General features: G+C 62.2%; 15 protein-coding genes. 5 read left to right on the top strand and 10 right to left on the bottom strand.

The features are described from left to right. Window positions 1–340: 340 nt before the first annotated feature. Window positions 341–1387, top strand: a complete 1047-nt coding sequence (locus tag ACX80A_RS12210; protein WP_459260008.1) for a hypothetical protein — start codon at window positions 341–343, stop codon at window positions 1385–1387. Window positions 1388–1419: 32 nt separating this feature from the next. Here the strand turns inward: ACX80A_RS12210 and ACX80A_RS12205 are convergent, their stop codons facing one another. Beyond that, a complete protein-coding gene (locus tag ACX80A_RS12205) occupies window positions 1420–3012 on the bottom strand; it encodes a carbohydrate-binding protein (protein ID WP_459260007.1) in 1593 nt (530 codons plus the stop codon). Window positions 3013–3320: 308 nt separating this feature from the next. Between ACX80A_RS12205 and ACX80A_RS12200 the strand changes: the two genes are divergently transcribed. Genes ACX80A_RS12200 through ACX80A_RS12190 form a run of 3 tightly spaced genes read left to right on the top strand, consistent with a single transcriptional unit; the run spans window position 3321 to window position 7611 of the window. Continuing rightward, complete coding sequence (locus ACX80A_RS12200) at window positions 3321–5645, top strand: glycosyltransferase family 2 protein (RefSeq protein WP_459260005.1); 2325 nt, start codon at window positions 3321–3323, stop codon at window positions 5643–5645. Between the two features lie 27 nt (window positions 5646–5672). Beyond that, the gene (locus tag ACX80A_RS12195) at window positions 5673–6080 is read left to right on the top strand and encodes a SpoIIAA family protein (RefSeq protein WP_459260004.1); all 408 of its coding nucleotides are present in this window, start codon (window positions 5673–5675) and stop codon (window positions 6078–6080) included. Continuing rightward, window positions 6073–7611, top strand: a complete 1539-nt coding sequence (locus ACX80A_RS12190; protein WP_459260002.1) for a putative bifunctional diguanylate cyclase/phosphodiesterase — start codon at window positions 6073–6075, stop codon at window positions 7609–7611. The genes ACX80A_RS12195 and ACX80A_RS12190 overlap by 8 nt, the downstream gene beginning before the upstream one ends. 85 nt (window positions 7612–7696) lie before the next feature. Here ACX80A_RS12190 and ACX80A_RS12185 read toward each other — a convergent pair whose 3' ends face one another. Together ACX80A_RS12185 and ACX80A_RS12180 are read right to left on the bottom strand one after the other, a co-directional pair. Then, a complete protein-coding gene (locus tag ACX80A_RS12185) occupies window positions 7697–8803 on the bottom strand; it encodes a branched-chain amino acid aminotransferase (RefSeq protein WP_459260000.1) in 1107 nt (368 codons plus the stop codon). Window positions 8804–8814: 11 nt separating this feature from the next. Continuing rightward, window positions 8815–9876, bottom strand: a complete 1062-nt coding sequence (locus tag ACX80A_RS12180) for a 3-isopropylmalate dehydrogenase (RefSeq protein WP_459259999.1) — start codon at window positions 9874–9876, stop codon at window positions 8815–8817. Between the two features lie 187 nt (window positions 9877–10063). On the opposite strand from ACX80A_RS12180, the gene ACX80A_RS12175 reads away from it, so the two are divergent. Then, the gene (locus tag ACX80A_RS12175) at window positions 10064–10597 is read left to right on the top strand and encodes a hypothetical protein (RefSeq protein ID WP_459259997.1); all 534 of its coding nucleotides are present in this window, start codon (window positions 10064–10066) and stop codon (window positions 10595–10597) included. A gap of 67 nt (window positions 10598–10664) precedes the next feature. Here the strand turns inward: ACX80A_RS12175 and metG are convergent, their stop codons facing one another. The 7 genes from metG to ACX80A_RS12140 form a co-directional block, all read right to left on the bottom strand. Further along, window positions 10665–12257: a methionine--tRNA ligase gene (gene metG / locus ACX80A_RS12170; RefSeq protein WP_459259995.1), complete on the bottom strand. Its 1593-nt coding sequence runs from the start codon at window positions 12255–12257 to the stop codon at window positions 10665–10667. A 119-nt stretch (window positions 12258–12376) separates the two neighbouring features. Further along, on the bottom strand, window positions 12377–13969 hold the full coding sequence (gene serA / locus ACX80A_RS12165; protein ID WP_459259993.1) for a phosphoglycerate dehydrogenase: 1593 nt from the start codon (window positions 13967–13969) through the stop codon (window positions 12377–12379). Window positions 13970–14163: 194 nt separating this feature from the next. Beyond that, complete coding sequence (gene ilvC, locus ACX80A_RS12160; protein ID WP_459259991.1) at window positions 14164–15189, bottom strand: ketol-acid reductoisomerase; 1026 nt, start codon at window positions 15187–15189, stop codon at window positions 14164–14166. 69 nt (window positions 15190–15258) lie between these two features. Then, entirely contained in the window at window positions 15259–15771 is a 513-nt protein-coding gene (ilvN, locus tag ACX80A_RS12155; protein WP_171584288.1) for an acetolactate synthase small subunit, read from the bottom strand. Window position 15772: 1 nt separating this feature from the next. Next, entirely contained in the window at window positions 15773–17662 is a 1890-nt protein-coding gene (locus tag ACX80A_RS12150) for an acetolactate synthase large subunit (RefSeq protein WP_459259989.1), read from the bottom strand. A 323-nt stretch (window positions 17663–17985) separates the two neighbouring features. After that, window positions 17986–18501 carry a hypothetical protein gene (locus ACX80A_RS12145; protein ID WP_459259053.1) on the bottom strand — a complete coding sequence of 172 codons (516 nt, stop codon included), beginning with the start codon at window positions 18499–18501 and terminating at the stop codon, window positions 17986–17988. 434 nt (window positions 18502–18935) lie between these two features. Then, on the bottom strand, window positions 18936–19396 hold a 461-nt coding region (locus ACX80A_RS12140; RefSeq protein WP_459259987.1), incomplete at its 5' end, for a DUF6318 family protein.

Below are 19396 nucleotides of genomic sequence, written 5' to 3'. Positions count from 1 at the left end.
TTTTGGTGATTGTGGTGCTCTTGGAGCCAATAGCGGCATCAGCAGCAGTCGCTGTTGAGACACCACCGACTGTAAACACGGCCACTACCAGAAGTGAGGTAAGTAATCTTTTCATACGAGAGTCCTTTGCTGATGAGAGAAAGCGCGAGGCACCGAACCTCGCGCAGTTTTCTTAGTATACGAACTGTCAACAAAAAACCAAGCGTTTGGAAAGATGAACTTTTGGAAGCCTTACGCGCTGACTACCCCCTAAACTCTAAGAATAGGGTCCGCTTTTGTCGAGGGATGCCTTTCACTACGCGAGGTCCATATAAAGACAGTACGAAAGGGCTACCGACCCATGGCAACAAACCAGCCCGGCGACCAGCTGTTGTATGAGCTGCGGGCCAGAGAAGCCTGGAGCCAACGCGACTACGGGAAAGCGCGCGAGATCGCCGGTCAGGCTGTTGATCTGGCGCTTGCCGATGGCAATGAGGTGGCCTGGTGGAACATGGCTTTTTTCCAAGCCGAGTGCCTTCGGGAGGAAGGGTCCGTCGAGGAATCGGTCAAAGTCGCCGAACTACTCCGCGCGCACTCGCTTACAAGCCAGTCACCAGCCCTCGCAGCTCGAGTTCTCACCCTGCTTGGCATTGGGCTTCAGGGAATAGGCCAGCTTCCATCCGCCGTTGACGCGGCACGGAGCGCTGTCGATCTGGCGGTCGACGATGATGCTCCTCCTGAGCTCCAAATAAATGCGCTGCGTGCACTAATCGCGACCCTCGCAGAAAGCGATCGGGTCGACGAAGCATGGGATAAGTGCCTGATCCTTTCGGCCTTAATTACCCCCGATACGTCCACCCAGATCTCCGGAAAAGCGTACTGGGTGATCGGCAACGTTGCCTTCATGCGGCAAAAGGTGGCCGACGGTACTAAGTTCCATTCTCTGGCTGCCGCGCATCTGTCCCCAAACAACGACCTCGACCTTTGGGCTCGGTTCAATCGCGCGTCCGCTGCAAAACGGCTTGCCGCAGGCGTGGTCGACGCCGAAACCCTCGAATGCATTGAGCGCGCCGAAACCGCCAGCTCAATTGTCGGTGGAAACGACCGTGACCAGCTCGAACTGGCTCTTACCCGTGCGCACTGGCTGGTTCTGACAGGTCAACTCAATGCGGCCGTCAAACAACTAAAGCCGATCTGCACAGACGCAATCATTCTTGCCCCGCAGACGGCTGGCGAAGCCAATCTCCTGCTCGGACGAGCACTCGCCGGACGTGGTGACGATCTCGTGGCCATGGGCTACCTTGATACGGCCAAGACGTTCTTCGTTCAGTCCGGAGCGCATGACCGCGCGGCACACGTCAGCGGCTTGATTGAGTCCCTGATGCAGCCTCAGGACAGTTCGACGTAAGCCCGGTTACCCGCGCTGACGTCGAACTCGTCTCAGGAGTCTTTGTCGGCCCTCGGCATGTCCGTCGGCTTCGCGGCGGGACTCGGCGTCGTCGTTGGCTTAGCGCTAGCAGAGTCCTTCCCCTCAAGACCTTCCAGGAGCTTGACGACGTCGTCGTTGGACAGCCGGTTCCATGGCGAGCCAGCCGACCCCTGCAGTGCGGCCTCGGGGCTGTCGCCCTGGCTCCACCACTTGGATTCGAACACGTGGTCGTCGAGCCGAACACGGTCACCGCTCTCGTACACCTTCTCCGGATCCCATTCGTCAATGGTTCCGGCCGGAATGGTAGGAGCCGAGACCGGCTTTTCGCCGGGAAGAACGGGGCCGATAAGAGTCCACGGCGTTTCGTCAGCCTGCAGGACCGGGTTGTCGGGGACTGCCCCTTCGTTCCACCACTTGGCCACGTAAACGTTGCCGTGCCACACCACTCGCTGTTCGGCAACGTAGGTGGCTTCCTCGGACCAGATGGGATACGGGCTGGTCTTGGGGTCATCCTCCACCAGTTCCGGTGTTGGCTCCGGCGACGCCGATGTGGTGGCAATGCTCTCTGCGGTGCCCTCAAATTCCTGGCCGAGGATCTGCGCGAAGCTCTGGCCATCCTGATCGATGCCGCTGCAGCCCACAGACACCACTGTCACATCGGCGTAGTTGTCGCTGCAGGTGGCGTCGCGGTTCAACGACCACATGGACATTCTGCCAATGCCGCGTTCGACGGCGAAGGCGTTGAGGCCAGCGGCGTGTTCGAGAGAGAAGACCTCACTGACGACGTCGTTCTGACCGATCATGGGGGTAAGCCCCAGCTTGGTCCAGAGCGCCTGGGGGCCAAGCGGCAGGTCCGCCCGGCTGTACAGGGTGGACAGTTGCGCGTGGGTCGCCTCGGCGGCCGCGATTGAGGCATCAAGCATGCTCATGGTTTGCGGGCGGCTTCCTCCGAAGTCCATGGTCATGATGTTGACGCCGGCGAGGTCGACTCCCCCTTCGAGCATCTGGGTCACTGCTGTGGTGCCCGGTTCGGTGAGCCCCGATGGCGCGACGGGCAGCGTCAGCCAGACGTTCAACGGTTTGTCGGCAGCGAGGCGCTCCTCCTGGAGCAGCGCGAGGGCTTCGGCCCGGCGCTTTCCGGCCGCGGTGTCGAGCAGGTTCTCGCCTTCCACATCTAGGTCGATAGTGGTGAGGTTGTAGCGCTCAACCGCTGAGGCGTAAGCATCCTTCAGGTCATCGACGTCGGTGCAGGAGGTTGCCAGTTCGTCGTTAAGCAGGCCCCCAAAGGAGACTGCAACTTCTCCGCCGCCCTGAATCAGGCGGGCGATCCGGCGATCCAGGTCCATCGTGGACTCGGCTTCGTCGAAGGTATAGGCCGCACCCCAGGACGGCTCGCAGGGGCTTTCGGGATCCGCGACGATGAAGGACAGCACCACGCTGCCACCTTCATCAGTCTGCGGCCGTTCAAAGGCATAGAAGGGGGTGGCTGTTGCATCCACGTAGCCGGCGAACCAGGAACCGCTGTTCTCTGCCGCCCGGGCATCCTCGAAACGGTTCCAGCCGGTAAACGACGCCGCGACCACTGCGGCAGCGACACCGACCACCAGGACAAGACGAACGAACGAAAGTTTCCGACCGGGAAAGTGCCTTGCCAATGTATGCCCCCACGAATCCTGCTCCCGCCTTACAGTGGGAACTTGAACTATAAACTTTTGTGTTACATCACTACTATAAGTCCCCTTTCCTAGTGCTACTGTTGCAGCGTCATATAACGGCTGCAGCCGGCTCATTGCCGCTGCGCGGAGCCGCCAAGTGAACGCAGATAAAACTCCACCCGTCGGGTGGGTGGCTCTTGCCGTTTGCGGAAGGAGCGGCAGGTACCGATCCTGCAGTCGAGTCGCTGGGGAGCGAAATGAAGGATCACAAAGTGTCTGCAACGTCCGGTGCGCACACCAAGGAAACCAGTCCGGCCGCGCGTAAGCGTCAATGGGGTGCCGAGAAGCGCTCCGAGCCCCTCTCCATAGTCCACCCCATCCCGTCTCGCCGGAAGATAGCCCTCGGCCGGTTGGCGATCGTTGCGACCATGGTGGGTTGGGCGTCGTACGTCGTCTCGACGATCCTGCGGCAGCTTGTCGACAACCCCAATGCGGGCTTCCGCTTCCAGTTCGAGGCGGTGTCCTATCTGATCGTCGTCACGTTCCTGACTTTCTCCGCCCTGCTCTATCTGGTTGCGCGCCAGGGTGCGCTGTACCGATTCCGGGACCACAAGCGGGTGCCACGGGGTGAACTGGACCGCCACTTTGCCCACTACGACGACGGCATCACCGTTCTGGTGCCCTCCTACGCCGAAGAACCCCAGGTGGTGCGCGCCACCCTCTGGTCTGCCGCCCTCCAGGAGTTTCCTGACCTCCGGGTTGTCCTGCTCCTCGATGATCCTCCATTCCCCACCGATCCCGCGGTTGCGGAACGTCTGAAGGCCACCCGTGAGCTCTCCGACGGGATCGAGTCGCAGCTGCTCGAGCCGTCAACCCGCTTCAACGATGCGTTAGCCAGCTATCGCGAGCGGATAGCCGCGCCGGTCCCACCCGGGATAGACGAATTGGAAGCTCTCACCAAGGAGTACGTCGCAGCCGCCGCCTGGCTTGAGGACATGGCAGCAGCGGAGCGGGTCGAGGACCACGTCGATGAATTCTTCGTCGATCTGGTGCTAATGGGCTTGGCCCGCGAGCTTCGGTTGACGGTACTGGGACTTACCGCGGCCCATGCACAGGGCGAACAACCCAACGAGGACCGGCTGACGGAGCTATACCTCCGACTGTGCCGCATCTTCACCGCTCGTCTTGAAACATTCGAACGGAAAATGTTCGCGTCCCTTTCCCATGAGGCCAACAAGGCCATGAATCTTAATTCCTACATTTCACTGATGGGAAAGCGCTGGCACCGTGAGGAGTCCCCCAACGGCATCCTCCTGCGGCCCGCCGACGGTCCCGCCCAGGTGGACCTCGACGTGCCGGATTCTACTTATCTCCTGACTTTGGACGCTGACTCGCTGCTCCTTCGCGACTACTGCCTCCGCCTCGTTTACCTTCTGGAATCGCCAGGAAATGAACGGGTCGCCGTGACGCAGACCCCCTATTCCTCCTTCCGCGGGGCACCGACCCGCATCGAACGAGTCGCTGGCGCCACCACCGACATCCAGCACATTCTGCACCAGGGCATGACCTATTACGGCGCCACCTTCTGGGTTGGCGCCAACGCGGTGATTCGGAAGGAGGCCCTGATGGACATCCTCGAGATCGAGGATGTCGGCGGTTTCGAGATCCACACCTATATCCAGGACCGCACGGTCATCGAGGACACCGAGTCCAGCGTTGACCTTGGCGCGCACGGTTGGTCGCTGGTCAACTATCCCGAACGCCTCAGCTACAGCGCTACTCCCCCGGACTTCGGCTCCCTGGTGGTGCAGCGACGTCGTTGGGCGAACGGCGGGCTCCTCATACTTCCGAAGCTGTGGAACCAACTCCAGGACCGGCGCTACCGCCGTGACCGGATTCTGGTGCGTGAAGTGATGCTCCGCGTCAACTACATGGCCTCCATCGCGTGGGCCAGCTTCGGGCTGATGTTCCTGCTGGGGTATCCCTACGACAGCCGGCTCCTGAGTCCGCTGGTGTTCCTTACCGCCCTGCCGTACTTCCTCGCCATGGGAAGCGACCTCCGTGACTGCGGGCACCGCTTCAGCGACATCTTCAGGATCTATGGCTTCAACATTGTGTTGCTCCCCGTGAACCTGGCAGGTGTGCTGAAGTCTATCCAGCAGGCGTTCACTGGCGAGAAGATTCCCTTTGTACGCACACCCAAGGTCAAGAATCGCACGGCGGCCCCGGCTCTGTACGTATTCATTCCCTATGCGATTGTCGTGTTCTCCCTTTTCACCCTCTGGCGCGATGTACAGCAGGGGAACTGGGGCAACGCCGCGTTTGCCGGTCTGAACGCGGTGCTGGCGGCGGGGGCCATTCGCGCCTACATTGGAGTAAGCAACTCAATTGTGGACATGGTGCTCGGGGTCCTGAACTGGCTCTACGTTCCTCCCCGTAAAAAGCTTGAAACGAAGTCACCGGTCATCGACAAGACACCGGAAGAAGCAGATTGGTCCTCCATCCTGTACCACGGAGACCGCCGCCTCAACCGTGACCTGCGGGGATCAAACGACCGCCGTCGTCGCGTGTCCTCGCGGTAGCCGTCCATCCACCACCCACAGGGCCGAATGGCAGTACCAGGAGCAGTGAAGGGAACCATGTCGGCAATAGCTACACAGAGCAACCATCCGGGCGAGGGCCACCCGGATGACGTCATCCGCCTCGTCATGCCGCAAGGTGTGGAGATCACCGGTGACATCGCTGCGGCCCACGCCGAGCGCGCGCGCACTATCGCCAACGGTAGCCTCCGCCCGTTGCTGCTGGACATCTCGGGGGTTGGCTCGATCAGCCGCGAGGCGAGGGCCGTGTTCAGCGGCTCACGTAGCTCATCAGCAATTGCTGTGCTGGGTGTTTCCCCCGTCGACCGCGTTTTAGCCAGCTTCCTGCTCGGCGGTGACCCGCCGCCGTGCCCCACACGTTTTTTCACCACCGAGTCCGAGGCGCTGGCCTGGCTAGGTAGCTCTCCCGATGCCTGAGAAGGACGCTGATCCCCGGCTAGCCATGTTGGTCGACGGAATTGTGAGGCTCTCCCGAGGCGATCTCAGCAGCCGGATGGAACCTTCCGCCGCACGCGACGACGTCGACGCCGTTATCACCGGTTTCAACCTCCTCGCGGAGGAGCTCGAACTGGTACACCGAGACTTCGAGGAGCGTGTAGCCAGCCGCACGGCCATGCTTCATCAGGCGCACCAGGATATGCGGTCTATGGCGATGACCGACGCCCTGACCGGCCTGGACAACCGGATCGCCCTGCTGTCCAAACTCGAGGATGAACTGAGTGCCGCCGCAGAGACCACGCCGCCGGCCCTCATTCTTCTAGACCTGGACTCGTTCAAGGATGTCAACGACAGTTTTGGGCACGACGCCGGCGACCGAGTGCTGCAGGAGGTTGCCCACCGCCTGATGGGGGCGGTGCGGGATTCCGACACTGTTGCGCGGCTGGGGGGCGACGAATTCGCTATTCTGGTGCCCGAGGCGACCCAGGAAATTGCCCTCCGGATTGCTAACCGCGCCCTGGCTGCGTTGGACGACCGCATTTCGCTGGAAGAACTTCACGTCTTTTCCCGTGCAAGCATCGGCGTCAGGCTCGCGGACGCCGAGCAAAGTGCCGAGAGTATTCTCCTTGACGCCGACACCGCCATGTATGCTGCCAAGCGCGAGGGCCGCAGCACCATCCAGGTTTTCGAACCGGTGATGCTGCTGCAGCGCCAGCTCCGCAGCCAGATTGCGTCCGAACTGAGGGACGCCATCCGATCGGATCAGTTGAGCCTGCACTACCAGCCGGTGGTCGACCTGCGCGACGGTCGGGTACTTGGGCTGGAGGCACTGGTCCGCTGGAACCATCCGACCCGCGGCTTCATCATGCCCGACGAGTTCATCCCGTTGGCGGAGGAGATCGGGGCCGTGATCGAACTTGACCGGTGGGTGATGCGCTCAGCAATCCAGCAGTATTCGCTGTGGCGCGCAGAAATGCAGCTCGACGACGATTTCCAGCTGCGGCTCAACCTTTCGGCGGTCGAACTGCAGCAGCTCGACCTGGTGGACCACGTGCGCGCCCTGCTTAGACGGTTCGACATTCCCCCGGTGGCGTTGGTGCTGGAGATCACCGAGACCGCCCTCGTGACCGGTGGTGAAGTGGAAACCTATTCCCTGCTGAGCCTGAAACAGCTCGGTGTGTGCATCGAAATTGACGACTTCGGCACCGGCTACTCCTCGATCAGTTACCTGCGGAAACTGCCGGTTAGCATGGTGAAGGTGGACCGGTCACTGCTCAGCGAGCTGGCCACCGGGTCGATCCAGTTCGGCTTCATCGCGGCTATCCTGCAGCTGATTCGTGCTGCGGGGCTGGAAGCCGTCTTCGAGGGAATCGAAACCAAGGAACAGGCGCTGAGGCTGCAAGAGATGGGCTGCGTCGGCGGCCAAGGGTATTACTTCAGCCGGCCGCTGCCCGTTGAGGAGACCACCGCCCTCCTGCAGTCAGCCGCCAAACTTCCCCTCGGCTCCTGACCTGCGCCGAACGGCAAAGCGTCCGCAGTTTCGCTAGGTCTGACCTACCGAAGCTGCGGACGCGTCCACCCGCAATGGGGGGGGGTTAGACCAGACGGGTCAACCACCCATGGGTATCAAGCGAGGTGCCCGTCTGGATACCAAGAAGCTGCTCCCGAATGGACATGGTGACCTCACCAGCCCTTGAGTCAGGAGCGCCGATAACCTCGGTGCCATCCTTCAACTGTCCGATCGGGGTAATGACCGCCGCTGTGCCGCAGGCAAAAACCTCGGTGATGTCGCCGGAGGCCACACCGTCGCGCCATTCGTCGAGCGTGATCTTCCGTTCGGTCACCGTCAGGCCGCGGTCCTTGCCCAGCTGGATCACCGACGACCGGGTGACACCCTCCAGGATGGTGCCGGACAGAGCTGGGGTGACCAACGAACCGTCCTTGAAGACGAAGAAGACATTCATGCCCCCTAGTTCCTCAACCGCGTTGTCATTGAACTGGTCGAGAAACAGGACCTGCTTGCAGCCCTGGGCTTCGGCCTCGAGCTGTGCCGCGAGGGACGCAGCGTAGTTGCCGCCGCATTTGGCGTTTCCCGTGCCGCCCCGCCCGGCGCGGGCGTAGTTCCGGGAGACCCAGATGTCGACTGGCGCTAGTTCGCCGCCGAAGTAGTTGCCGGCCGGTGAAGCGATCACCCTGAAGGACACTTCACGCGCTGGGCGCACACCAAGGAACGCCTCGGTGGCGATCATGAATGGCCGGAGGTACAGGCTCTCGCCCTCCCGGGTAGGGATCCAGTTCTGGTCCGCCGCCACCAGTTGGCGCAAAGACTCAAGGAAAATACTTTCCGGGAGCTGCGGTAGGGCTAACCGGGCTGCCGAACGGTTCAAACGTGCAGCGTTCTGATCTGCCCTGAACGTCCACACCGACCCGTCTTCGTGGCGGTAAGCCTTCATGCCCTCAAAGATCTCCTGACCGTAGTGCAGCACCGCCGCCGCCGGGTCAAGCGCAATAGGGCCGTAGGCTTCGAGCCGTGCGTTGCCCCACCCGCCGTTTCCGGCGGTGTCCGCCTTGAAATCGACCACAACCGTGTGATCAGTGAAGTGGTTACCGAACCCGGGCTCGGCGAGAATCTCCGCGCGCTGCTGATCAGATTTCGGGTTGGCGGACGGGTACTGGCTAAATTCCAGGTCGGTGGCTGTCATGGTTAACCAGCTTAGGACACCAACGCGGCGATCGCATCGCCAATTTGCACCGTGGTGCGCCGGGCCTCGGTGCGGGAGGCGACGTCGTCGTCCACAGCACCCTCAACCCGCGCGGCGGCGTCGTCGAAACCAAGATGGCGCAACATCAGCGCGACCGACAGGATGGCCGCCGTGGGATCGGCTTTCTGCTGCCCAGCGATGTCCGGTGCTGACCCGTGGACTGGCTCGAACATGGACGGCGCGGTGCGGTCCATGTTGATGTTACCTGAGGCAGCGAGCCCAATTCCGCCGGTGATTGCGGCAGCGAGGTCCGTGATGATGTCGCCGAAGAGGTTGTCGGTGACGATGACGTCGAACCGCGCCGGGTCGGTGACGAGAAAGATCATGGCGGCGTCAACGTGCAGGTAGTCGTGGGTCACCTCGGGGAACTCAGCGGCAACCGCCTCGACCGTCCGACGCCAGAGGTGACCCGAGTACACGAGCACATTGTGTTTGTGGACGAGGGTCAGGTGACGGCGGGGCCGGCCGCTCGCCCGGCGGAATGCGTCTCTGACGACCCGCTCTACGCCGTGGGCGGTGTTGAGGGAGACCTCGGTGGCTATTTCGTGAGCGGTTCCGGCACGCAGGGTGCCGCCGTTGCCGGCGTAGGGACCCTCGGTTCCTTCACGGACGACGACGAAATCGATGTTACCGGGGGATGCGAGCGGGCTCGCTATGCCCGGGTAGAGACGGGAGGGTCGCAGATTCACATAGTGATCCAGCGAGAACCTGAGCTTCAACAGCATTTCGCGCTCAATGAGCCCGGAGGGGATGCGGGTGTCGCCCGGGGCGGCGCCGACGGCACCAAAAAGGATCGCGTCATGCGTGCGCAGTTGATCCAGTGTCTCGTCGGGAAGAGTGACACCGGACTCCAGCCAGTGTTCGGCGCCCAGCTTGAACTCGGTCAGGGCGAAGGTGGTCTCAAGGTTCGCGGTGACACTGCGCAGCACCTTGACCGCTTCGGTGATCACCTCGGGACCGATCCCGTCGCCCGGGATAACGGCCAGCTGGACTGTTGAAGGTAGTTCGCTCATACGAAAAGATTAGGGATTTAGATCACATGATGGACAATTTGTCTCACTTACTGAGATATGGCTGCAGCGCGTCCGGTGGCCTCCCCACCTACTATTGCTGACGCATCCCGAACCACGGGCGTCCCGGGGCAGAACCTGCGAAGATAAGATTTTCCACTTCGCAGGTTCCGCTCGAAAGGTCAGACCCATGGATCAGTCTTCAACACCGCGCAGCAACTCAAACCCGGCGGACTCCAGCAGGCTATCGGCTTACCTCGATAACCATCTGGTTGCCGCGGCGTCGGGAGTAAAGCTGTTCGCCACCGCCAAAGCATCTTGGGCGGGCACGGGGCACGAGCAGACCTTCGCCTCGCTGGTGAAGGAGATTTCTGCTGACCGGGAGGAACTGGTGCAAATTATCAGCTCCCTCGGCTACACGCCCAGCAAGGTGAAGATGGTCATCGCCCAGATTGGTGCGCAGTTGAGCAAGGTAAATCCGCTCAACCTGCGCCGATCGGAAAAGGGCAGCGGCGCCCAGTTGGAACTCGAAGCCCTGCAGAGCGCTGTCCGCGGCAAGGAATGTATGTGGGAAACCCTTGAGGCTCTGACCGAGAGCGGGTCGACGGCGCTGGACGGGGCGCAGCTTCGGCGCCTGGCCGAGAGGGCCCGCACCCAGCAGGAGCAGCTGGCACACGTCATGCGGGTCACGGCCCACGAGCGCTTCCTCACCGGAGATCACTAGCCCGAGACCCTTCCCCTCCCGCCGACGGGTGAGATCGGGCGACTCATAAAGCCGGCAAGTCGCCAGATCAACCGTTCGGGGACGGGGGTGGGGGCTCGGCCGGCTCCTCGTACTTCGGGAAGATCGGCGACGGCACTGGCAGCGGTGTGCCCGGGACCAGCGGGCTAGCGATAGCGCTGAACTGACGGGCGGCGTCGTCGGGCCTGATCCCCTGACCCAGTGCGGTCAGCAGACGCGCGGCGCCGTCGGGCATCACCGGCTGCGCGAGGATCGAGACGATCCGCAGCACCTCGAGCGTCACGAACAGCACGGTGTTCATGCGCTCGGGGTCGGTTTTGCGGAGCACCCAGGGCTGCTGGTCGGCGAAATAGGCGTTGGTGTCGCCAAGCACCGCCCAGATCTGCTCGAGCGCACGGGAGAACTCCTGCCGGTCAAACGCTGCCCGGGACGCCTCGAGGAGCCCGTTGGCTTGGGCAAGGATCGCCTCGTCGGCCGGCGCGAACAACGACGGTGAGGGTACCTGCGCTTCGCAGTTCTTGGCGACCATCGACAACGACCGCTGGGCAAGGTTGCCCAGATTGTTGGCCAAATCGGAGTTCATCCGACCCACGATCGCCTCATGGCTGTAGGACCCGTCGGCGCCGAAAGGCACCTCACGCAGCAGGAAGAAACGCACCTGATCAAGCCCATACTGGTCCACCCAGTCCTTGGGCGCCACCGTGTTGCCCAGCGACTTGGACATCTTGACGCCCTTGTTGAACAGGAAACCGTGGATCATGATCCGCTTGGGGAGTTCAAGCCCCGCGGACATCAGGAACGCCGGCCAGTAGATGGCGTGGAAGCGTGAAATGTCCTTCCCGATGACGTGGACGTCGGCTGGCCAGTACTTTTTGAAGCGCTCCGAGTCGACGTCGGGGAAGCCGACGCCGGTGAGGTAGTTGGTGAGCGCGTCCACCCACACGTACATCACGTGGTCTTTGTTGCCGGGGACTGGCACACCCCAGTCGAAGGTGGTGCGGCTGATGGAGAGGTCCTCCAGGCCGCGCTTGACGAAGCTGATGACCTCGTTGAACCGCGACTGGGGTGCACCGAACTCGGGCCGGTCGGAGTAGAGGGCGAGGAGCTTGTCTTGATAGGCGGACAGGCGGAAGAAGTAGCTTTCCTCTTCGGTCCAGGTCACCTCGGTGTCGGTTTCGGTGGCGTAGCGGAGTCCGTCGTCGCGGAGGTCGGTGTCGTCGTCGCTGTAGAAGGCCTCGTCCCGCACCGAGTACCAGCCTGCGTACTTGTCCAGGTAAATGTCGCCGCGGGCTTCCATCAGCTTCCAGATCGCGGACGCGGCCGCGTAGTGGTCCGCGTCGGTGGTGCGAATGAAGCGGTTATAGGAGCTGCCGACGTCGTCGTTCATGGCCTTGAAAGCGAGGGCGTTGCGGGTGGCCAGGTCACGAACGGGGATCCCTTCCCGGTCGGCGGTCTGCTGCATCTTCAGGCCGTGCTCATCGGTGCCGGTCAGAAACATCACATCAAAGCCGTCGAGCCGCTTGAACCGAGCCAGCGCGTCGGTGGCGATGGCCTCGTAGGCGTGACCGATGTGCGGGATCCCGTTGGGGTACGAGATCGCGGTGGTGAGGTAATACGGGGGCAGCTGCTCTGTGGATGTCACCTAAAGAAATTACCCTGTTTTCCTGCTGGTTGTCGCTTCGTGACCGGCCGGCACACCCGGGCGAACGTACAGGGCCTCCGACCGGTGTTGGGATGGGAGGCCCTCAAACAGGAGGGTGGCTAGCTCTGCAGGTCCACTTCACGGGCCACGGTGGCGCCGATTGCTTCCTTGAGCGCGTCGAGCACGTCCTGGGGAACCGAACTGTCAACGGTGAGCAGGGAGAGGGCCTGGCCGCCCTGAGTGTTGCGGGCCACCTGCATGCCGGCGATGTTGATGTCCTTCTCCCCCAGCAGCCGGCCGAGGGTGCCGATCACGCCGGGTCGGTCCTGATAGAGGAGCACCAGCAGGTGTTCGCTGATGGGGATCTCGAGGTCGTAGCCGTTGACCCCGACCAGCTTCTCGATCTGTTTGGGACCGGTCAGGGTGCCAGCCACGGAGATCTGCGATCCGTCGGACAGCGCACCGCGGATGGTGAGCACGTTGCGGTACTCCTCCGAGTCGGGGGTGGTGACGAGGCGGGTGTTAATGCCGCGCTGTTCGGCGAGGATCGGTGCGTTAACGTAGGAGACCTGCTCGGAAACGATGTCGGTGAAGACTCCCTTGAGGGCGGCGAGCTCCAGCGCCTTAACATCCAGGGACGCGATTTCCCCGGCTACCTCCACCTCGATCTGGGTGAGCGAGTCGTGGGTCAGCGCGGTGAAGATCCGGCCCAGCTTTTCAATCAAGGGAATGCCCGGGCGTACCTCGGGTGCGATGACGCCGCCAGCGACGTTGACGGCGTCGGGCACCAGTTCACCGGCAAGGGCGAGGCGGACCGATTTGGCAACCGAAACGCCCGCCTTCTCCTGCGCCTCGTCGGTGGACGCGCCCAGGTGCGGGGTAACCACGACATTGTCGAGCGTGAAAAACGGGAGATCGGTGCTGGGCTCGGTGACGAAAACATCGACGCCAGCGCCCGCAATCTGGTGCGCCTGAAGCGCCGTGAACAGCGCCGCCTCGTCCACGAGCCCACCACGGGCCACGTTGACCACGTAGGCGGACCGCTTCATTTTCTTGAAGGCAGCCTCGCCGAGCATGCCTAGCGTCTCGGGAGTCTTGGGCATGTGGATGGTGATGAAGTCGGAATGTTCGAGGAGCTCGTCAAGGGTGACAAGCTGGACGCCGAGCTGGGCGGCGCGTGCCGAGGTGATGTACGGATCATAGGCGAGGATCTCGGTGTCGAAGCCCTGCAGACGGGCCGCGACGAGGGCGCCGATGCGTCCGAGGCCGATGATGCCGATCTTCTTTTCGTATAGTTCGATGCCCGAGTACTTGGAACGCTTCCATTCGCCGCCCTTGAGCGCTGCGCTGGCCTGCGGAATGTGGCGGGCAAGGCTGAGGATGTGGCCGACGGTCAGTTCGGCGGCGGAGATGATGTTGGAGGTCGGCGCGTTGACCACCATGACGCCGGCCTGGGTGGCGGCTTTGATATCCACGTTATCCAGCCCGACGCCGGCGCGGGCGATGACCTTCAGGTTCGGGGCCGCAGCGATGGCTTCGGCGTCCACCTGGGTGGCCGAGCGCACCAGGATGGCGTCGGCGTCGACAATCGCGGCGAGCAGCTGGGCGCGATCCGACCCGTCGGTCTGCCGGATCTCAAAGTCGGGGCCCAAAGCCTCGACAGTGGCTGGCGACAGCTCTTCGGCAAGGAGAACTACGGGTTTGCTGGTCACGGGGGTGATCCTTCGCTGCTGTGCTGTATGAACTAGTGAATTCGGGGCGCTCTGGCAAGTCTAAATGCGCGCCGCAATTGGGTCCGCTTTGTGACTCGGAGCCTCGCTGGCCTGCCTTGTCGTCACAGCACTCGGCCAGGACGCCGGAGCGAGCGTCCTGGCCGAGTGCGTGGTGTCGCTGCGTTGCCGCTGTCCTAGCGGGCTACTGAGCCCTCGTTGTAGTCGTCATTCGTCTTGATCCAGGAGAAGAGCTTCCGCAGTTCGCGGCCAGTGGCCTCGATCGGGTGGTCCTCGCCCTTTTTGCGCAGCTCGGCGAATTCCTTGCCACCGTTGTCCTGGTCGTCGATGAAGCGCTTCGCGAAGGCACCGTTCTGGATGTCGGCGAGGACCGCCTTCATGTTTTCCTTCACCGAAGCGTCGATGACACGGGGACCGGAGACGTAGTCGCCGTACTCAGCCGTGTCGGAAACGCTCCACCGCTGCTTGGCGATGCCGCCCTCCACCATCAGGTCCACGATCAGCTTCAGCTCATGCAGGACCTCGAAGTAGGCAACCTCGGGCTTGTAGCCAGCCTCGGTCAGCGTTTCGAAACCGTACTGGATGAGCTGTGAGGCGCCGCCGCAAAGGACTGCCTGCTCGCCGAACAGGTCAGTTTCGGTCTCCTCAGTGAAGGTGGTCTCGATGACGCCTGCGCGGGTGCCACCGATCGCCTTGGCGTAGGACAACGCGAGTTCGCGGGCCTTGCCGGACGGGTTCTGCTCGACGGCGATCAGGTCAGGGACACCCCGGCCTGCCTCAAACTCGCGGCGCACAATGTGGCCGGGGCCCTTCGGCGCGACCAGTGCGACGTCGACGTCGGCGGGTGCCTTGATGTAGCCGTAGCGGATGTTGAAGCCGTGACCGAAGAACAGGGCGTCGCCGGCCTGGAGGTTGGGTGCAATGTCGTCTGCGTAGACGTGGCGCTGCACCTGGTCCGGTGTCAACACCATGATGAGGTCAGCTTCAGCGGTGGCGTCGGCGACGCTGAGGACTCGCAGGCCCTCGGCCTCAGCCTTCGCGCGTGACTTTGAGCCTTCCTTGAGGCCCACGCGGACGTCGACGCCGGAGTCGCGGAGGCTCAGCGCGTGAGCGTGACCCTGGCTGCCATAGCCGATGACGGCCACGGTGCGGCCCTGGATGATTGAAAGGTCTGCATCGTCGTCGTAGAACAACTCAGTCACTTGATTTTCTCCTGTGTTTTTCGTGCTGGAGTCCAGCTTGTGGTCTTGTGGTGGAACTGCCGGCGTGTTTCAGGCGCTGCGGAGAGCTCGATCGCTCATGGACTTTGCCCCGCGGCCAACGGCCAGGGTCCCGGACTGAACAATTTCGCGAATCCCAAACGGCTCGAGTACTGACAATAGCGCTGTCAGCTTTTCGGCGGTGCCGGTGGCCTCGATGATCAGGGCGTCGGTCGAGACGTCCACCACCGAGGCCCGGAACAGGTCGGCTGCCTGGGTTACCTGCAGCCGTGTTGCGGCGTCCGCCCGCACCTTGACCAGGATGTGGTCTCGCTGCACGGAGGATTCGGGAATCAGCTCAACAATCTTGATCACGTTGATGAGCTTGTTCAGTTGCTTGGTGACCTGCTCCAGCAGGTCACCCTCGGCTTCGACCACCACTGTGATCCGGGACATGCCCTGGACCTCGGTGGGGCCGACTGCCAAAGAGTTGATGTTGAACGCGCGGCGCGCAAACAGACTGGCGACGCGGGTCAGGACGCCGGGGACGTCCTCCACTAGAACGGAAAGCGTGTGTCGAGCCATGTTAGTCCTCCTGCTCCCAATCCGGGGTCATGTTGCGGGCAATCTGGATGAGGTCATTGCTGACTCCCGAGGGGACCATCGGCCACACCATTGAATCGCGGCTCACCACGAAGTCGATCACGACCGGGCGATCGTTGATCTCCAGCGCCTGGGCGATGGTGGCATCGATGTCCTCGTCCCGTTCGCATCGAAGGCCTGCACATCCGTAGGCGTCAGCGAGCTTCACGAAGTCGGGCACCCGCGCCGTGTCATGGCCGGTGTTCAGATCGGTGTTGGAATACCGGCCCTCGTAGAACAGGGTCTGCCATTGGCGGACCATACCCAGAGAGGAGTTGTTGATAATGGCGACCTTGATGGGGATGTTGTTGATCACGCAGGTGGCGAGTTCCTGGTTGGTCATCTGGAAGCAGCCGTCGCCGTCGATCGCCCAGACCACGCGATCTGGGTTGCCCACCTTCGCGCCCATGGCGGCGGGCACCGCGTACCCCATGGTGCCGAGACCGCCGGAGTTCAGCCAAGCGTGAGGGCGCTCGTATTTGATGAACTGTGCGGCCCACATCTGGTGCTGGCCCACGCCCGCGGCGTAGACCCCTTCAGGTCCGGTCATTTCGCCGATGCGCTTGATCACGTGCTGCGGTGCCGAGAGGCCGTCGTCGGGCTGGGTGTAACCCATAGGGTAGGTCTCGCGGAGCCGGTTGATCATGGTCCACCAAGCTTCAAGGTTCGGCGCGCCGGTGGCCGCAAACTGCTCGCGCAGGGCGTTGGTGAGCTCGGGCATGATCTCTTTGACCGACCCGACGATGGGCACATCGGCGGTGCGGTTCTTGGAAATTTCAGCCGGGTCGATGTCAGCGTGGATCACCTTGGCGCCGGGGGCGAAGGTGGAGAGGACACCGGTGACGCGGTCGTCGAACCGGGCGCCGAGGGTAATAAGCAGATCCGACTGCTGCAGTGCCGTTACCGCCGACACCGAACCATGCATGCCGGGCATGCCAACGTGCTGCTGATGTGAGTCGGGGAACACGCCACGGGCCATCAGTGTGGTGACCACGGGCGCACCGACCAGCTCGGCCAGTTCCAGCAGCTCGGCTGCACCGTGCGCCTTAATGACTCCGCCGCCCACGTAAAACACGGGTCGATGGGACTCGCCGATCAGTCGGGCGGCTTCACGAACCTGCTTCGAGTGCCCGCGGACCACAGTGCGGTAGCCGGGTAGGTCGATCTTGGGCGGCCAGGAGAACATCGTCGTCGCCTGCTGCGCATCCTTCGAGATGTCCACAAGGACGGGACCGGGGCGGCCGGTCGACGCGATGTGGAAGGCCTCAGCGATGATCCGCGGGATGTCAGCTGCCTTGGTTACCAGGTAGGAGTGCTTGGTGATGGGCATGGTGATACCCACAATGTCGGCCTCCTGGAAGGCGTCGGATCCGATCACAGCGCTGTTGACCTGGCCCGTGATGACCACCATAGGGACCGAGTCCATATGGGCGTCAGCGATGGCGGTCACCAGGTTGGTGGCACCGGGACCGGACGTGACGATACAGACACCCGGCCGGCCGGTAACCATTGCGTAGCCCTGAGCCGCGTGGCCAGCACCCTGCTCGTGGCGCACCAGGATGTGCCGGAGCTTCTTGGAGGCCAGCAGTGGGTCGTAGGTCGGAAGAATTGCACCACCCGGAAGGCCGAAGATGTCGTCGACGCCGAGTTCCTCAAGGGAGCGCACGATCGCGGCCGATCCGAGCATCTCAGTGGGTGGAACAACGGTGTTGGGGCCTCGGACGGCAGTGGGCTGGGCGGCCTGCGCTGCGTCGCGGGGCTGGCTGCGCGCCGGAGCCGCCGGAGCGGTTGGTTTGGCCATCAGCGAGGGGCTGGAGGGCGATCCCTTGGACATTGGTGACTTCCTTGATGAATCGATACTGCTCGTGTACTTCGGGTGTCGTGCGCTTTGCGTCTGGTGGGAACAAAAAAACCCCTCAGCCTGGTTGGCTCCGTGAGGGGTTGCGCGTGACGTAGTACTACCAGTCGGGCTTTAGGCCACGCGCTTGGTAAGAAGGACTACTACGGATTCGAACTGCATATCTGTAGTTTCCACTCACCCTCTGGGGGTGTCAAACGAGCACCCAAGGCGTCTCACTATATGGACACATAGTCCAGTTAGTGGACACTAACTGGTTTGGTTGTCCGGCCGTCCCAGCCTCCCGATCGAAAGTTGGGTTAGCAGCCGATTCCGGCGGGATTCTCCAGACACGTCTCCGCGACACTGTGACGTTCGCTGCGCCAAATACTCATCACATGCGGCTCGGACGGGACCCTCGCCAGCCCAGCAACCGGTAACCACGATCCCCCATCCACCGAATAATCCCCAGCGAACAAGGTATCCAACCCCACCAAATAATCCCCCGTCTCCGTGAACACATGACTGGTCGGCGTCTCAACATTGAACCCATCACCCGGCAGAGCCGACCCCGCATCAGTAGTCACCAGAACCGACCCATCACCATACGACCACTCATACGACACCGGCCACGCCCTCAACCGGATCCGCGCATCCTCGAACACGAACGTGAACTCCTGTTCCCCCGCCACCGCATACAAATTACTGTGAGCATTCCGCACCCCAAAATGATCCGGCTGCGAAAACACCCCAGCAGCAACAATCGGCTGACTCTCAAACTCAACCAACGACACCACAATCGGCGCCTCCTCCAACGCCCCACCCGTCGGAGCCACCGGCGGCAAACCCGGATACAAACACCCACTCCGACCCGTCGCCGTCCGAACCGGCGGACTCACATTCCGATCCACCTCAATCCACTGCACCAACACCCCACCCTCACGCGCATCACACTGAGCATTCAACTCCACGCAATACGCCGGATCCATATAATCCTGCACCCCAGCAGTACACACCCGCTCATACGTATAATCGACCCCATCATCCGACGGAAGATTGGCACTCGAGGCACCGGTCGTCCGGGTTGCCTCAGACTGGCCGAACCCGGGTACTGATTCTCGGGTCGAGTTTCTCGCGTTCACATTTGACTCTTCAAACGTGATTCCAGTCGTATTATCGGCCGCATAAGCAGGGGCGAATAAAGGCATGAATCCTAGGATGCTGATACCTATGGCTGTTGCATAGACGGGTCGCCTCACGTACACCGTGTTCACGTCCCCTCGGGCGACCCGAAGTCAAGCATGATCCATCGATCGTCTTCGTAAATGGCAATGACGACGTCAATAGTCGGATCTGAACGCGGTGACTCTCCGACTATCCTTCCTGCGGGGGAAAACATCGTTACTTCGTCCTGCCCCACTTCAACGAAGGAATTAATCGAGCCTGCGGTATTGACTTCAAATCTCGATGAGAAGTCACCCATCTCAGCGTTTCCACCCACGACCCATCCGCCAGTCGTGAAATGTTCCTTCACACCCTCCACGACGTTTGCGCAGGTTCCGCAACCGCTATCAGTGATTTCCAGGAACTCGGCCCAGTCATTTGTCTCGTACCCGTAGCTGAGGAGTTCGAACCAGTATTCGGTGAACGCTTCCAAACCTTCGACCGTGTTTTCATCCGCTAAAGCTGGTTTTTCCGGTAGGGGGATGTTCGCGGCCGGGCCGTTCGAGG

Source organism: Arthrobacter sp. TMN-50, from assembly GCF_054511125.1.
This window is presented reverse-complemented; position numbering and strand designations above follow the sequence as displayed.

What these genes read in the sequence shown, in the direction of transcription:
- ilvN (WP_171584288.1), bottom strand. Translation starts at nt 15,771, where the DNA reads ATGGCTCGACACACGCTTTCCGTTCTAGTGGAGGACGTCCCCGGCGTC.
- ACX80A_RS12195 (WP_459260004.1), top strand. Translation starts at nt 5,673, where the DNA reads ATGGCAGTACCAGGAGCAGTGAAGGGAACCATGTCGGCAATAGCTACA.
- ACX80A_RS12175 (WP_459259997.1), top strand. Translation starts at nt 10,064, where the DNA reads ATGGATCAGTCTTCAACACCGCGCAGCAACTCAAACCCGGCGGACTCC.
- ACX80A_RS12190 (WP_459260002.1), top strand. Translation starts at nt 6,073, where the DNA reads ATGCCTGAGAAGGACGCTGATCCCCGGCTAGCCATGTTGGTCGACGGA.
- ACX80A_RS12210 (WP_459260008.1), top strand. Translation starts at nt 341, where the DNA reads ATGGCAACAAACCAGCCCGGCGACCAGCTGTTGTATGAGCTGCGGGCC.
- ACX80A_RS12180 (WP_459259999.1), bottom strand. Translation starts at nt 9,876, where the DNA reads ATGAGCGAACTACCTTCAACAGTCCAGCTGGCCGTTATCCCGGGCGAC.
- ACX80A_RS12150 (WP_459259989.1), bottom strand. Translation starts at nt 17,662, where the DNA reads ATGTCCAAGGGATCGCCCTCCAGCCCCTCGCTGATGGCCAAACCAACC.
- ACX80A_RS12200 (WP_459260005.1), top strand. Translation starts at nt 3,321, where the DNA reads ATGAAGGATCACAAAGTGTCTGCAACGTCCGGTGCGCACACCAAGGAA.
- ACX80A_RS12185 (WP_459260000.1), bottom strand. Translation starts at nt 8,803, where the DNA reads ATGACAGCCACCGACCTGGAATTTAGCCAGTACCCGTCCGCCAACCCG.